The 16,002-nt window shown below is 53.2% G+C and carries 8 protein-coding genes; 3 read left to right on the forward strand and 5 right to left on the reverse strand.

The window, feature by feature from the left end; all coding sequences use genetic code 11:
- Positions 1-191: 191 nt before the first annotated feature.
- The 4 genes from MXE41_RS07805 to MXE41_RS07820 all read right to left on the reverse strand — a co-directional run bounded on the left by MXE41_RS07805 (position 192) and on the right by MXE41_RS07820 (position 8,681).
- Positions 192-1,331, reverse strand: a complete 1,140-nt coding sequence (locus MXE41_RS07805; RefSeq protein WP_247100095.1) for a polyamine ABC transporter substrate-binding protein — start codon at positions 1,329-1,331, stop codon at positions 192-194.
- 741 nt (positions 1,332-2,072) lie between these two features.
- Entirely contained in the window at positions 2,073-3,182 is a 1,110-nt protein-coding gene (locus MXE41_RS07810) for an HD domain-containing phosphohydrolase (protein ID WP_246977107.1), read from the reverse strand.
- An 887-nt stretch (positions 3,183-4,069) separates the two neighbouring features.
- The gene (locus MXE41_RS07815; protein WP_247100096.1) at positions 4,070-4,420 is read right to left on the reverse strand and encodes an Hpt domain-containing protein; all 351 of its coding nucleotides are present in this window, start codon (positions 4,418-4,420) and stop codon (positions 4,070-4,072) included.
- A 391-nt stretch (positions 4,421-4,811) separates the two neighbouring features.
- Positions 4,812-8,681, reverse strand: a complete 3,870-nt coding sequence (locus MXE41_RS07820) for a hybrid sensor histidine kinase/response regulator (protein ID WP_247100097.1) — start codon at positions 8,679-8,681, stop codon at positions 4,812-4,814.
- Positions 8,682-10,428: 1,747 nt separating this feature from the next.
- Here MXE41_RS07820 and MXE41_RS07825 point away from each other — a divergent pair.
- The 3 genes from MXE41_RS07825 (at position 10,429) to MXE41_RS13240 (ending at position 14,334) form a co-directional block, all read left to right on the forward strand.
- The gene (locus MXE41_RS07825; protein WP_247100098.1) at positions 10,429-10,713 is read left to right on the forward strand and encodes a hypothetical protein; all 285 of its coding nucleotides are present in this window, start codon (positions 10,429-10,431) and stop codon (positions 10,711-10,713) included.
- 671 nt (positions 10,714-11,384) lie between these two features.
- Entirely contained in the window at positions 11,385-12,254 is an 870-nt protein-coding gene (locus MXE41_RS07830; RefSeq protein WP_246977104.1) for a ParA family protein, read from the forward strand.
- 514 nt (positions 12,255-12,768) lie between these two features.
- Positions 12,769-14,334 (forward strand): class I SAM-dependent methyltransferase, encoded by a 1,566-nt coding sequence (locus MXE41_RS13240; protein ID WP_246977103.1) that lies wholly within the window; start codon positions 12,769-12,771, stop codon positions 14,332-14,334.
- 381 nt (positions 14,335-14,715) lie between these two features.
- On the opposite strand, the gene MXE41_RS07840 is transcribed toward MXE41_RS13240, so the two are convergent.
- The gene (locus tag MXE41_RS07840) at positions 14,716-15,906 is read right to left on the reverse strand and encodes an MFS transporter (protein WP_247100099.1); all 1,191 of its coding nucleotides are present in this window, start codon (positions 15,904-15,906) and stop codon (positions 14,716-14,718) included.
- Positions 15,907-16,002 lie beyond the last annotated feature (96 nt).

Here is a 16,002-nt window from a genome sequence, read left to right on the forward strand (position 1 = left end):
AGCACAGCGCCGGAGCGCTGTGCGTGCATGGTCATGCCATGCCTTTGCTGGTTGGGGCCACTGGCCGGCGGTGGTTGCCAGAGTCTGGTGCCGTAGGCAGGTGCCGGAAGCTGGATGCCGTGGGCAGGTGCCCGGCGGTGGTTGCCGGAAGCTGGATGCCGTGGGCCAGTGGCTCCTTGAGCTGCTGGCTGTTATTCCCAGCCTGAGCCCTCTTCTTCCTTGGTGGAATTGAGCTTCATTGAGTTCCAGATCTGGTTGTGAATCTTGGACAGACGGGCTGAAGGGGCCTTAGGGAAGTAGGCTACTTCAAGCAGCTCAGGAGTCAGGTTAATGCTTGGATTGGCTGACAGATCTGGATCAATATTGGCAATGGCCTTGTTCAGAGGCAGGATGTAGCGAATCTCGTTTGAGATCTGTGAAGCTACCTCAGGGCGCATCAGATAGTCGATCCACTGCAGGCCATTGGCGGCATTGGCAGAGTTCTTAGGCAAGATCCAGCAGTCAAACCACAGCAGTGAGCCCTCCTTAGGGAAGACATAATTGATGTTGTAATCACGCTTGGCGGCAACGGCACGGTCATTGGCCTGGAGGATGTCTCCTGAGTAGCCGATAGCAAGGCAGATATCACCAGAGGCCAGATCATTGATGTAACGGCTGGAGTGGAAGTAGGCTACGTGACGGGCAAAGCGGGTCAGCACTTCCTGGGCGTCTTCATAGTCAGAGCGCTTTTCAGAGGCCGGATCTTTCTTGAGATAGTGCTGGATGCTGGAGATTACCTCAACAGGGGAGTCCAGAACAGCAATACCGCACTTTTCAAGTTTGGAGGCATTTTCCTCATTGAGAATGAAGTCCCAGCTGTCGATTTTGGTGCCCTTGCCAAAGATCTCTTCGATCTTTTTGGTGTTGTAGCCAATACCAAGGGAAATCTCAGTATATGGAATAGCGTAGGCGTTGTCCGGATCGATAGTAGCCAGCAGCTCCATGCGCTTTTTATCGAGGTCACTGTAGTTGGAGATTTTGCTCTTGTCTATCTTCTCCAGAGCGCCGGCAGCAGCCAGACGTGGAACATAGTAAGAGGTCATCATAATGGCATCAAAGCCGGTGTTGCCGGAAAGCAGGCGTGCCTCTACCAGTTCATTGGAGTCGAAAGTTACGTAGTTGGCTGCAATACCTGTGTCTTTGGTGAACTCACTGACAGTGTTTTCTGCCATGTAGTCACTCCAGTTCCAGATATTAACTTTCTTCTCGGCGGCGAAGGCGGTGGAGCTGACGCTCACCAGGGCAGCACAGGCAAGGCCGCTGCAGCAGGCAGCAATTTGTTTGAAACGCATTGGTCGTTTCCCCCAAAATGTGGTTTTCTAAAAAAGATGGTTGGACGTTCCATGCCCTTTGGCCGCCTGGACCAAAAGCCACAAAACCAATAAGGCTCAGCCTGGAGCGCCTCCCACTGCATAAATGACTGAATCAGTCAGCTTTATCAAAGGATGTCCCCGATAAAAAACAGCGCTATTTTAGCAACCATGAACCCGTACTTAAAGAAAAAATGTCCCTGATTACGCATTTATCCTTTCATAGGCATGCCCAGCGCGCCTCATGGTCCATATCAGGGCGCGCTATCCCTGTAAAAGTACGACTTATACGTACTTGCCGCCCAGGGCACAACATTGGGGCAGCCGGCACGGTCTGCATGGCCGCAAGGCCTGCCATGCGGCTTGCCGGGGCCGCCAGGTCAGCAGCCCATGCCCGCAGGACGACCGTGCGGCCGGCAGGGCTGCAGGCATGGGCATGAGGTCCTGGGCCTGGATGGGCGGACAGTTGAATGTCAGGGGGCCATAAAGAGCAAAGCCCGCTGCCTTGAGGGCAGCGGGCTGATAGCTGGAGCTTGATGGCTGGCAGGGACGGCGCCGCCATGACAGAGGAGAATGTCGCTCCAGAACGGGCCTGGGGGCTGCAGCGGTGCCAGCAGGGCCGGGCAGCTGCAGGATAGGCAACAGCGTTAAGGTTGTGCTTGAGCTTGAGCTCGCTTCCGGCTGAACTGGTCGGATATGGGGCTTAACGCTGTTATAAAAGTTTTAGGAATTAATTGCCAGGCCTGGCAGATCCTGTTTGTGGATGTCATCGCGCAGGATGTCACCGATAACGCGCTTGAAGACGTCGATGAGATCAGGATTGAAGATGCCGCACTGGTTGGAGCAAATCATCTCCATGGCTGTTTCGTGGCTGAAAGCCTTCTTGTAGCAGCGCTCCTGAGTAAGGGCGTCGTACACGTCAGCAAGTCCTACTACCTGAGAGCATACGCTCTGCTCGTCACCCTTGAGACCTTCTGGATAGCCACGGCCATCATAGCGCTCATGGTGGTGCAGACAGATGTCATAGGCATATTTGAGGATGTCAGAGGTCTCAACGCCAATCTTGCTGATGAGCTCGGCACCGCGAACGGTGTGAGTCTTGATGACATCAAACTCCTCTGGGGTAAGTCTGCCTGGCTTGTTGAGAATGGCATCAGGGATGGCGATCTTGCCTATGTCATGGAGAATTGAGGCATAGGCAATATTGCTGATGTCCTCATCAGTCAGCTGAGCACAGCCCTCAAAGCCCAGATCACGCAGCTTTCTTAACAGACGGAAAGTTATGTTGCGGATAGAAAGAACGTGTTTGCCGGTTTCACCGGAGCGGAATTCAATGGCCAGAGCCAGGGTGGAGATAACGCGTACGTTAACTTCGGAGAATTCCTTGTTCTTACGGGCAATCTCACGTTCCTGCAGCAGATTCTTGTACTCAAGAGAGCGGTGAATCTTGTACAGCTCAATCTGAGAGGTCACACGCTTGAGCAGGAAAGCAGGATTGAATGGCTTTTCAATAATGTCAGAGATCTGATACTGGAAAGCATCAAGCTGCTCATCACGGTCTTCTGCAGTAATGAGGAAGATAGGCACACCATTGAGCAGATTGTGTTCGCGGATCTTCTCCAGATAGCCATAGCCATCCATCACCGGCATGGTGATATCAAGCAGTACGGCCACAATCTCGTCAGCATGGTCCCTGGTATAGTTAAAAGCATCCAGACCATTACCAAACTGTGGTGTGTGGTAGTCCTTAGTGAAAATACAGTCGAGAATCTCGCGATTCATCTCGATGTCATCCACGATAAGAATGGTGTCTTTCTGATCTTGAATGTCCATCACCCCTCCAGATGAGTCATTTATGGACCTGGCATACTCCCCGTCCCGGGAGCGGCCGAGTTATCAGCTCTGCAGGTCCGCCTTGTTCCGGTACCCGCCCTCAGGCTGGGCTGCAAAAGCAGCAGGCCATGGCCTGTACCGGTAAAAGAAAAGGTTCGCATTATCCTGCAGGCGTCAGCCCGCAGGTATTGAGGCAGCACAATTTTGCTGCCAGTGCCGCAGCTGCCCGTTACCGGTCTGTAACCGGCTGGCACCGGCATATGCCGATGGGCGGCTGGTTGCGGCTGATTCCGGGCCGATGTTACTTGCGCCCGGCAACGGTGAATAAACTTGTCCTGGTCGTAGAGCCTTTGATGTTGCCAGCCGGAACAGCGCTGCTTTGACAATATGACAGCTGTCCGGTCAGCATGGCCGCAAACCGGTGATGTTCTGGCCCAGAGCTCACAAAAGCTCTGTCCCCTTTGCGATGATCTGACAATTCAGATCTTTGCCTTGCATCAGGGCACAGTTATCCCGTCTAAATCCCTTGTAACTGACATTTTAAGTCTTTTTCCTAGATATGACTACATATGTAGCAAATTTTAGAAAAAAGACGTCATTTATCAATATGAAAATGGACGGATGCCTTTTCAGCCAGTGCCATTAACTATGGGCTTGCCATGACAATTTGCCGGTCTGTGCTCCCAAAGTTCACAGCACCAGGGTCCAGGCGGCTACCTGTATGATAAGTGCCCCTGGGCAGGTCAGCTAAGCCATGGATGAGCAAGTCAGCTCAGCCGTCCGGGACGGCTCGGCCAGGCATGGCCGTCGGCAAGGCCGCCGCTGTTACAGCAGGCTGCGCCCTTGCGGCCGCACACTTGCCGACAGAGAGCAGGGGGCTGTGTTTATCAGTCCAGCTGGGCGATGGCGTCGCGGGTCTTGCTGACCTCGGCTTTGATGGCCTCTACGAGCTTGAGGGCATCGTCGTTACGCTGCTCACGAACGGCTTTGACAATGTCGTTGTAGCCGTTGAACAGGGTATTGAGGCCCAGGTTGCCACAGATACCCTTGAGGGTGTGGGCTGTGGTCTCAAGAGCGCCAAAGTCGCTGGCAGCGACGGCAGCATCAAGGCTGTCCAGAGTAGGTTCAGTATTGAAGCGCTTTAAGTACTTCAGATACATGGCCTCCATATTGGCAAAACGGGCCAGAGAACCGTCCACATCAATGTCGATGACATTGCGTAACTCTTGTAAAGTCATTTTTACCCCTCGGTGAGCAGACTAAGAAAAAATGAATTTGTCCAGTAATTATAACGCCCGCAGGGCCGGTGGCCGGATATCGCGACTGCAGGTCGCCAAATAATATCGCAGGGACCACAAACCACGCTGCCATACCTGCATCAGTGGCATGACGTACTGCCTCTGCAACATGGCATATTGAATATGTCCAGAGCTCAGTCACCTTATCATAGCGTCTGCGCCCTGGCTCAGGCCTGGAGTATTACTCCCAGGTACGGAATAGCAGCAGGTCCAGTCGGGACCTGCTGCTCAGCGGCTGCACGCATCGTACTCGGCTGCATCCTCAGACGCTGCTGCAGGTGCAGGAGGCGGCCGCGCGCATATAAGGTCCGGCAGGGAAGCCGGGCCGGGATTATTTGTTATCAGTGTCGGTGATGCTGCCTTGAGATTTGGCATCACTGCGGTTGAGCTGGCTGCGGATATCGATCCTGTCGCCGCTGCGGCGCTTGATACTGGTGTAGTGAGTGCTCTCACCCAGGTGAGAGTAATCAAGGCTGCGATTTTCGATATTGGTGTGCATCTTGACACTCCGGCTGGAGCGGCTGGCCTTGGCGCTTAAGGATTTAAGCACCGGTCCCAGACTGAGTCGGACTTTTTTCTCCTTCTCATAGCTGGCATGGGACTCTTCTTCAGCAGTAATGCTGTTGACGCTGCCGCTGTCCAGAGCCAGAGTTGTGTCTGAGTCATACTCAAGATCGTTGCGGCCATCAGTCACCATCTTGAGCGGGTGCTTTGGAGCTACCGGCGGCCGGAATTGACTGGGAGAGTGTTCAGGTCCTCCGGGCAGTAAGGAGGCTGAGCTGTCATTGCCTGATGCTTCGCCTGCAAGAAGGGCCTGAGCCTCACGCTTTTCCTGCTCTCGCAGCTGCTCGTGGGTCAGTCCTTCGCTGTCATCAGCAGAGGATGCTTCAGGGATGTCAGCTTCAACCTTTTTGATATCGGTCTTTGGCACTACCGGTGGCTTTTCCATATTGCTGATTACGGACTGCTCACTGGTAAGACGGCCATAGCGGCTTGCAGGCTCGCCGTTTTTGCCACTGCGCTGACTGTGTTCCTCATGAACCATGTCGGAGCTGGTGATAACAATTTCATTGAACTCAACATTGCTGGCGGCGTTACTGGTCAGCCCGCTGGCAGAACCGGTTTCAGCAGCCGATGCTGTTGCAGCTGGGGCTGACGGTACGGCTGCAGTTGAGTCAGCTGGTGCTGCAGCCAGGTCAGCAGGTGCTGCATCATTTGAGTCAGCCGGTGCGGCTGCAGGCAAGTCGTCATGAGCAGCGTCCTGTGCTGCCCCGGCAGACTCAGAGACATCTGGGGATGCACTGGCCTGCTCTGGCAGAGCAGCTGGCTGCTCAGCGCTGAGTGCATCAGCAGCAGCGACAGCTGCGTCCGATGCCGGGGCAGCCGCTGGAGCTGCGGCAGGTGCAGCAGCTGCGGCAGGGGAAGCAGGTGCGGCAGGGGCCGGGGCAGCGTCCTTGCGGCTTGCGTGGACCTGTAACAGTTCCTTGAGGTCAGGACGGCTGGAGATAACCTTGGCCAGGACATGCTCCAGAACGGTGAAGTCCAGCGGCTTGGAAACGTGGGCGTTCATGCCGGCATTCTGAGTGGCGGCAATGTCTTCGGTGAAAGCATTGGCGGTACAGGCAATAATAGGGACAGTTGCAGCGTCCTTATTTGAGCTGGCACGAATATGTGAGGAAGCCTCACAGCCATCCATATTAGGCATGCGCATATCCATAAGGATAGCGTCAAAGGTAAAGGCCGGATTGCTGGTGAAGGTCTCCACGGCCTGGACACCGTCCCAGGCAGAGGTCAGGTTTACGCCCTTCATGCCCAGAATGTCGCAGGCAATCTCCATATTGAGCTGATTGTCTTCAACAATGAGGATATTGAGATTGGACAGGCTGAAATTGTCGATGAAGTTCTTGACCAGCGGGTCTTCGATACTGTCAGTACTCTTAACGGCTGGCTTGCTGTCCTGAGCCTTGTCCTCAACCACGCGGGAGCCACGGGCCTCAAGCTCGTCACTGCGCATGGCACTCTTTTCAGTATCCTTTTCGATGCGGGCTGTGGTTTCGTCATCAGCAAGACGGAATGGAATATTGATGGTAAAGGTAGTACCGACATCAACGGCTGATTTGACCTTGATATCACCACCCATGATGGTAACCACATTTTTCACAATGGACATGCCAAGGCCGGTACCCTGAACGGAGTTGAGGCGCAGCTCACGGGCGTAAGGGGCAAAGAGCTTGGCAAGGAAGGTCTTTTCCATGCCAATACCGGTATCAGAAACTTCAATCATGAATGATGGCTTGTGCAGGTGCAGAATCTCGCGGATGCTGATATTGACCACACAGCCCCTGTGAGAGTACTTCAGGGAGTTGGATACCAGATTGTTGAGGATCTGACGGAGCTTGGCTGAATCGCCAATAACCACCTTGTGCTTGACGTCACAGGTAAGGTTGACCTGCTTGCCCTGAGACAGAGCGTTGACCTTGAACACATCGATGTTTTCCTGCACGGCGTGAACAATGTCAAAAGGCTCAAGGGTCAGCTTGCTTTCCATCTGAGGTCGGGCAACTTCCAGAATGTCGTCCACCAGAGCCAGCAGCTGATGAGAGGCTGTGGTCATCTTCTTGAAGACATCTGGCAGGCTGTTGACATCACTCTGCTTGAGATGGTTAATACCAATCTGGCACAGACCTATGATGCCGTTGAGCGGAGTACGCATGTCATGGGACATGTTGGCAAAGAAGACATTCTTGGACTCTTCGTTCTTCTTGGCCTGCTCAAGGGCGTCAGCCAGCAGCTGGTGCTCTTCGATTTCAGTAATCTTTTCCTCGTCGATGAGCTTGAAGCAGATGATGGACTCATCAAGGTCCAGAGACTCATCAAAGAGAATACGGGCATTGAACCACTTGTAGTGATTATCGTTGTTGAGCTTGAGCTGATAGTCATGACCGAAGTCGCGAATGGACAGCGAAGCCAGATTGCGCAGGTGGTTCAGGGAGAAATTCTTGTAGAAATTGTTCCAGCTCTCAGGAATGACCATGTCTGAGAATACGGACAGCAGATCATCAAAGCTGTTGCGGGTAGCAAGGCGCAGGCGCATGTGATCAGGCGCCTTGAGCGTGGTAAAGGTGCCCATCTTGAAGTTGACACGCAGAATTACCTGGTAGGAATTGCCCAGTACCTTGAGAGCTTCATTGGTGGTCTCAATCTGAGATGAGAGATGATACTCACGCCATACCATCCATACTTCGATAATGATGAAGATCACTACCATCAGCAGGAAGAGATTGGAAATCATGTGGTAGTTGAACAGTATGTCCGAGTACAGCGTTGTGGCAATGGTGTACCAGCCAGTCTCCGGATTGTAGGTGGCAAAGACATTGCGCTTGTCACCCATGAGATCGGTAATAGGCTCCTCTGTTCCCGGTACGTGATTCTTTACATTGGTCTCAAAGAATGAGGACACGTAGCGCTGAATCTGGGAGTAGTTGGCGTTGAAAGGAGTGTAGTAGAGAATGACCGTACCCTTGCTGTCTACAAGGTAGAAACAGTAGTTTTCAGATACCAGATAGGCAAAGGATGATGACTGGGAGGCGCTCTCCAGATAGAGGTCAATGGCAAAAACGTTGTTGGTATTGCCAATACGGGCAGAAACAGTGGTAATTACGGTGTTGGTAAAGATATCGGTATAAGGGTCGAGAATGGCGGCTTTGCCAGGCTCGGCCTTCATGGCAGCTTTGTACCATGGGCGGGCTTCGGTAATGAGGAAAGCGTCTCCGTCCCAGTAGGTAGGGGAGACTATCTGACCGTCAATGGAGGCGTAGATATCAATGCGCAAGTCTTTTTGCTTGGACTGCAGCTCAGCCTCGGTCTGCTTCATCCACAGATCGAATGCAGCACGGCCACCATCAGGGTCATCGGCATGATCCTGCAGGAAGATATCAGCATAGTGGGCAATGAACTCGACAAACTGCTTCTGCTTCTGGAACTCTACCTGTAAGGAGGCATCCAGACGCTGCGCAACTTCATAACCTACAGTATTGGAATTGGACAGAATGTTCTGACGCATCAGATATAAGGACGCGATCAGAAATACTGAGAAGATCATGAAAAGTATGGTGCCGTAAGACAGAATCAGTTTCTTGGCCTTACGGGTACGTGTACGCAGAAGCGAAGCTGCACCTGGTTTAGGTTTAAGAGTAAACATGCAACATACCAAGTTCTAGGTTGGCCCGGCCCCGGAGCGCTTTGTGCCCTGCCTTGTTGTCATCATGACCAGACAGGGGGCAGCCTCAGGGACGGCTGAAAAATCTGCATATCCGTAACACGGGCACATGCTGACATCCAGTCAGAGGCCGTGTCATGGGATATAAGCCAGCTCCGCAACTGCCTGGACCCATCAAAAGGGCATCAGCTTCATATGCGGCCGACTGTCGTCCGGTGCAGCTCAGGCTGCCCGGTCGGCTCATCAAATAGAGAAATATTAAACTTAAAAAATCAGACCACAGCGCATCAGTCCGCCCAGGGACCATAATCAGCAGGTTCAATCCGGCTCTTCACCTCAGGACACAGTGAACGGGACGAGCGACCAAAGGAGCTGTGCCATGTGACATTTGTCATGCAGTCAGTGCTGTTGCCATGCCGTCTGGGACCTGTGCCCTGAAATCGGGGGACTTGTCTGAGCTCATTGCATGGCATGCCATATCGATGCTCAAGGCCACTGGCAGTGACGGGCATGACAGTTGATGGAATGACATTGGGTAAAACGGGAATTGTCCGGGACGGTCTGGTTCGTTTGCAGCGGTCGAGTGGTGCTTCCTTGCAGGAGGACTCCTGATGGATGGATTGTCGCCTCAAGAGTGCAGCCTCTGGTCTGTTATTGTTCGGGTGCGGCAGCGCCGTGCCTGATTTTCTGTTCTCACGGGCCGGCTTGACGTAAATTCTTATTGAACTGCATGGCTGACTATGATGCAGTTAAATCCTTATATGCTTGTGACCATGCTGCCGTACACGGGCGAGGTTCAGATTCCTGGTCCGGCCTGCACCTCATCTGGTTTCCAGTACTCTGTACTGCGTTGAGCAGCTCCCTGGAATACTGGTATTCAGTCATGCATTCATTATGCGGTAATGCAGTAGATTCGCCATGCGGGGCAGCCGCCATGCTGAGCCTTATCCAGGCTGGGTATGCAGCAGTGCCGTGCATTCGCCATGCTGGGTATGCAGCAGTGCCGTGCATTCGCCATGCAGTGTAGCAGCCATGCTGAGCATTCGCCATGCTGGGCCTGTAGCATTGCGGTCATGTCTTTGTGCACATACGGGCACTGTCAGCGGCTTTCCATGGCATGTGAGTCTTGATGGTTTCAGGCTCAGCTTGACTGGCTGATACCGGGCATAAATGGCATAAATGGAAAATGCTCTGCGAACATGCTGGCACAGCTGTTCGTTACTCTGACCTTATCAGCTGTATGTAATCAGGTACAGTCTGACTGTATTTGCGCGGGTCTTTCGAACTCATGTTCGTAACAGGGCGCTGTGGTCACGCTGGTAAAACACACAGCCTATTATAAGGCACAAAAACCAACAAAACTATTTTTACCGGCCTGTTTATGGCCTTATAAATCTGTTTTCTTCATGGCCAGCAGTATAGACAGCCGCAGGATGTGCTGTGCTTGATGACAAGTATGCTTTATCGCACCGGCCATTTTTATGGTCAAAAGCCGTAATCTGGCCATTTGTCACTGGTGATCGGGCATAAGATTATGCCTGTCAGCATGTTATTACGCCTGTATCAAGAGCATGTGCCGGGCAGCGCTTAAAGTCCCGGCTGATGACTGCCTGCAGCAGCTGCCGGTTAATCTGTGCAGCTCATGCTGTAAAAAATGCCATCCTTGCCTGATTTTATAGATACATTATCCAATTATGATATCAGAAATGCACCTGGTACCTGAACCATCATGTCATTTTTGTTGAATGTGGTGCATTTCTGTCAGGTACGGGCACATAAGTACAGGCCTGAGTCTGCTCATTCCCATGGCCTTGCCCACTCCCATGGCTATGCCCATTCCTATGGCTATGCCCACTCCCATGGCTATGCCCATTCCTATGGCTATGCCCATTCCTATGGCCTTGCCCATTCCTATGGCTATGCCCATTCCTATGGCCTTGCCCATTCCTATGGCTATGCCTATTCCTATGGCCTTGCCCATGCCCATGGCTATGCCCAGGCCCGAGGCCAGTGACAGGTCTATGGCCTGGCAGCTGGGCAGGAGCCGCCTCCGTCCTGCGCGCCAGGGCATGCTTTGAGCAAGGATGGTACAGCCATTTGCAGGGGCGGAGATACGTGGTCAATGGCACTTTTTATCAGTATGGGGAGGTATGGCGAGCCCTCTGGCCTTTGGCTCATGATGGCTATTGCTGCCTGAAGAGGCCTGTGGACTCGCTTTGCGTTTAGTGGTGCATTGCTTTTGGCAGTGGCGGGGACTTTTGCCCTTTAGGGCTTTTGCTAATACAATAGACTTGGGGCAAAGCCTTTATGCATGGCCCCTGTACATCATGGCACGACACTTGCCCGTAAGGGGCAGGCCGTCACAACTGACATCTTTCAGGCATGAGCTCATGCCTCCTGTTGCCATGGCACATGGCCCGTTATGTTGCCAGGGCACCTGGACAGGCTGGCAGGCGCGCAGGCGCAACGCACGGCAGTGCGGGCTGCGCATGACAATGAGGGCTGCGCGTGGCAGTGCAAGGCGCGCAGGCGCGTAAGCGCAACGCACAGCTGTGCGGGCGCCGGAAGTGAGTGAGATTGTGACCTGAGTATTTGTGCAGCAGTGAAGACGACGCTGCCGGGCGTCGCAGCTGAGTGCAGCTTGCGATATGGTTAATCTGGATTGGCTTTCAGCCGAGGCTTAAAGTGAGAAGTAATTCGTTAGTAATAGCTGTTGCCAATAACAAGGGTGGAGTAGGCAAGACCTCTACAGCCATTAATCTGTGCTGCGCCTTTGCCGGCACCAGACGTAAGGTGCTGCTTATTGACCTTGACCCTCAGGGCTCGGCTACCGTATCAATTTTGCGCGATCGCCCATCGAGCTTTATCAGCTCGGGCAATGCGCTTATCGACGGCTCCTCGCTGGTACCGTGCATCAAACCTTACCGTACCGGCAAATTCGACCTTATTCCTGCCTCAGACGATTTAACCGCTTTCTGCATCAGGGCTGACAATGAGCATGGTCGTGAGCAGCGCCTTGCCGAGGCCTTACGCCCGCTGCGCCAGATTTACGATGTGCTCATCATTGACTGCCCGCCTGCACTCAATCTGCTGACCATCAACGCCCTGTGTGCCGCTGATGAACTGATTATTCCTACTACCTGTGATTACTTTGCCGTTGAGGGCCTTGGCAGCCTGATGCGCCTGTTTGAAAGTCTCAAGCGCAGAGGTCTGTCTCGTGTGCATCTGATGGGCATTGTCCGTACTATCTACACCCAGGGCGAGCCTCTGTCCCAGAAAATTGCAGCCGACCTCAAGTCCAATATGGGTACCATGCTCTTCAACACCATCATTCCTTTCTGCTCACAGGTAAGCGAAGCCCCTTCTACCGGCCGTCCGGTTATACTTTACGATCGCACCTGCATAGGCTCACGGGCCTACTTAAGTCTGGCAGGTGAGATTTTAAGCCGCATTACCGCCCGCCAGGCTGACGCCCAGGCCATTGCCGCAGCCGATGCAGCCACAGCAACCCCGCTGCAGGGCGACGCCATGCCAGCCCCATCACGTCAGGCCTGATAACACCCTGTCTGCAGCCCGGCCTGTCCCATGCAATGATTCCGTGAGTGGGGCATGGTCGCAGCCAGAGGCCTGAGCGTGCACCTGATGAGTATTTCTTACCTGGACTGGCCATTCTGATTTCATAACCTGCCTGCAGCTTTGAGCATGGTAAAACGCGCGTAATTATCAATACATTGCTATCTTTAGAGCAAAGACAGCAGGATTTGCTGTTTCTATGGGCATGAACTGTGCATTAGTGGTGCAGTGCGCAGCACAGATTGATGTAATCTTATTTTTTTGCTGCAACAGGTTCCCGATTTTTTCTGTCCCCACTGGCAGCCTTGCCTCGGCCATAGCCATTGCTATGGCATGGCCATGGCATGGCGGCTGCCGGTGGTGCAGGGGCAAAGACCCCATGGCAGGCAGGTGGGCAGCCTTATTTTGTTTTCTGTCAGTATTCCGGGACTGTCTTGTCCTGCAGGCGCATAGCCTGCGGGCGGGCGGTTCTTGCCATAATTGAGGAGATTAACCAGTGCAAAGTTGGAATATGGGTTACGTTACCGAAACCAATTATGAGTATGGATACTTCCATATTCTCAACCCTCTGGAACTGCGCTTTAATTTCCTGACCAGGGGCGTGCGCTTCCCTGAGCTCGGTCCGGATACTGCCGCCTGTGAGCTGGGTTTTGGTAACGGTATCAGCGCAATTTTGCATGGCTGTGCTTCTGAGGTTAAGTGGTTTGGTACTGACTTCAATCCTTCCCAGGTAAACTATGCCCGTCATCTGATTGATTCCCAGTCCATTGAGGTCAAGCTCAGTGACGATGCCTTTGACCAGTTTGCCTCCCGTCCAGAGCTGCCAATGTTCGACTATATCTGTCTGCATGGCATCTGGTCATGGATTTCTCCTGCCAATCAGCAGACTATTGTTGATTTCGTCGCCAGAAAGCTCAAGGTGGGCGGCGTACTGTATGTGTCCTACAATTGCGGCCCGGGCTTTAACAGTATTGAGCCAATCCGCAACCTCATGTACAAGCACATGATCACTTTCAACAGAGGTACTACTCACGCCGATTCCATTACCGCCAGCAAGGAATTCGTCGAGAAGCTCCTGCGCATCAAGCCTGGCTATATGGGGAGCAATCCTGAGCTGCTGAAGGCTGCCTACGACTCCAAGATTGGCAAGCGAGACAACAATTATCTGGCCCACGAGTATCTCAACAGCTACTGGGATATTACCAGCTTTGAAAAGGTAAGCTCTGATTTTGAAAGAGCCAAACTGACCTATGTTTCTGCCGCCCGTCTGATGGAAAACATGGACAATGTCTGGCTCAACGAGGACGAGCGCAAGCTGCTGACTCCGCTGCAGAAGACCCCTATGTATCATGAGACCCGCAACTACCTGGTAAATGGTCAGTTCCGCAGTGATCTCTACGTAAAGGGCGTTCTTGAGCTCAGCGAAAAGCAGATTGAAGAAGAGCTCGACAAGACCTGCTTTATCTTTATCCGTGATCCTGAGAACGATTACAGCCGTGCCCGCTCCCGCCACGGTGCCATCAGCCTGCACACCGAGCTGCTCAAGGAAATCATTAAGATGATGACCGACCGCAAGGTACGTTCATTTGTCGAGATTCTCAATGAGCTCAATAAGGACAGAGCCGAGGGTGAGCAGGTCAGCCGCATTACTCTGCTTGAGTGCATGATATTCTTCGTGGGCAATGAGTTTATAAATATTGCCGTAAACCCTGATACCATCAGCGATGAGGTCAAGGAGCGCTGCAAGCGCTTCAATGTCGGCACCATCAGATCAGAACAGCGTCGTACCAGCAACTATCTGGCCTCTCCAGTAACCGGCGGCGGTATCTACATCGACGATCTGTCCAAGTTCTGTGTAAGCTGCATGCTGGATAATCCTGATGTTTCCAATGAGCAGATGGCCGATCTGCTCATGGAAGTGCTCCAGTCCAAAAACTCACCTATTGACATGAAGATCACCGAGGGTGCCGACCTTACTGAAATTCGCAAGGTGGCCCTTGAGCTGGTTGAGCGCTTCAAGTCCTACGACTTCCCTGTCTACAAGACTCTGCTCATGTTCTAAGCTCAGGTCCGGCAGCACGCGCAGCAAAGCCGCGTGCGCAGCCAGGCCTTTGCAAGTCCGCTGCAGCCTGGCTGCAGCGCCATGGCTTCGTAGCCTCCAATAACAACGCCCGCTTCTCGTTGCACAAGTGCATACAGGGAGCGGGCGCTGTTATTTTCAGGGGCTGTAGATATCAGCCGGGCATGAGCGCCGGACTGAGCGGTGGGCCTTAATGCCGTACTGAGCGGTGGTCCTTAATGCCGGACTGAGCGGTGGGCCTTAATGCCGGACTGAGCGGTGGGCCTTAATGCCGGACTGAGCGGCGGTCGGGAGACGGTGTGCTGGCACGGTCCTGGCCTTGCAAGGCAGTACCAGGTAAGGTCCGGAACGGTCCGGCAGGCGTTATGCCGGCCTGTCAGCCCCGGTCCTGTTGTGGCGCGGGTCGATAGCATTGAACTGGGCGCGGCAGCTGTAGATAAAGGCTGCGCTCAGGGCGGTCAGGGCTGAAAGGAAGAGGAAAATGCCACCCAGGGAGAAAGAGGAGGCAATAAAGCCCAGCAGGGCCGGACCGAGCAGCAGGCCGCTGTAGCCGCAGACAGACAGGAAGGATATGGCCGGTACCAGAGGCATGGCTGTCTGGGCTCCTGTGGCTGAGGTTACCAGCGGGCTGATATTGGACATGCCCACACCAAGCACAATAAAGCTGATGGTAAGCACATAGACATTAGGGAACTGTACCATGCACACCATGGCAGCAATCATCAGAAGGGCGCCGTAAAAAGCAATGTTGAAAGGGCCTATGACATTGATAACAGCTCTTGAGTACAGGCGGCACAGCAGCATGCATGCGGCAACAATGCAGTAGCCAAAGGAAGCAAGATTAAGCGGGATATCAGCTGCCCCGGTGACATAAAGGCCTGACCAGTCGAGCACGGCTCCGCCCACCATATAGGTAAAGGCGATAATAAGGGCCAGTGAGATAACAGGCTGACGGGGCATGACAAAGGTGCGGTTTTCCTTTTTGTCCTCTGATTTGATGCTGATAATGGCTGGAATGTACCAGGCTGAGGCAAGCCAGGTAATGGAAATCAGGGAAACAATGGCCACTGCAGGGGACAGACTGATGGTCAGTAGCAGCATCATCAGCACTGCACCCACAACCTCACCCATGGAGTAGTAGCCAAAGAGCACCGACATCATCATGATGCGGTACTTCTTTTCAATGTAGGCAGCAAAAACGTTAATCACCACCTCAAGGCAGCCAATGGATATGCCAAAAACAATAAGAGCGGCCAGAACTGTCTCATAGCCTGGCATAAGTGCCAGTATGCAGATAGAAACGGAGGTGGTAAAACAGGAAATGGCATAGGTGGTTTTAAATCCAATCCACTGCAGCAAAAATCCTGAGATAAACATGCCCGATACCGAGCCAATACCAAAGGCCAGAACCATAAAGGAAACAGCCTCAGTGCTCAGCTGCAGATGGTCCTGAATCAGGGGAATAAGCGGTGCCCAGCATGCCACGGCAAAGCCGCACAGAAAATATCCTATGCGGGTTACATATACCTGATGGCGTGGTGAGAGCCTGCGCATTACTTACCTTCCTTGTTACCAGTTAAACCTTGAAATCTCACTGCAGCACCGCTGCACTCGCCTGCAGCGCTGCATTTGGCGGCACCGCTGCATGCG

It is taken from the genome of Anaerobiospirillum sp. NML120449, assembly GCF_023051105.1.
Lineage (GTDB): Bacteria > Pseudomonadota > Gammaproteobacteria > Enterobacterales > Succinivibrionaceae > Anaerobiospirillum.

Coding starts and splice junctions, on each gene's coding strand:
- MXE41_RS07840 (WP_247100099.1), bottom strand. CDS start 15,906: ATGCGCAGGCTCTCACCACGCCATCAGGTATATGTAACCCGCATAGGA.
- MXE41_RS07825 (WP_247100098.1), top strand. CDS start 10,429: ATGTCATTTTTGTTGAATGTGGTGCATTTCTGTCAGGTACGGGCACAT.
- MXE41_RS07810 (WP_246977107.1), bottom strand. CDS start 3,182: ATGGACATTCAAGATCAGAAAGACACCATTCTTATCGTGGATGACATC.
- MXE41_RS07820 (WP_247100097.1), bottom strand. CDS start 8,681: ATGTTTACTCTTAAACCTAAACCAGGTGCAGCTTCGCTTCTGCGTACA.
- MXE41_RS07815 (WP_247100096.1), bottom strand. CDS start 4,420: ATGACTTTACAAGAGTTACGCAATGTCATCGACATTGATGTGGACGGT.
- MXE41_RS07805 (WP_247100095.1), bottom strand. CDS start 1,331: ATGCGTTTCAAACAAATTGCTGCCTGCTGCAGCGGCCTTGCCTGTGCT.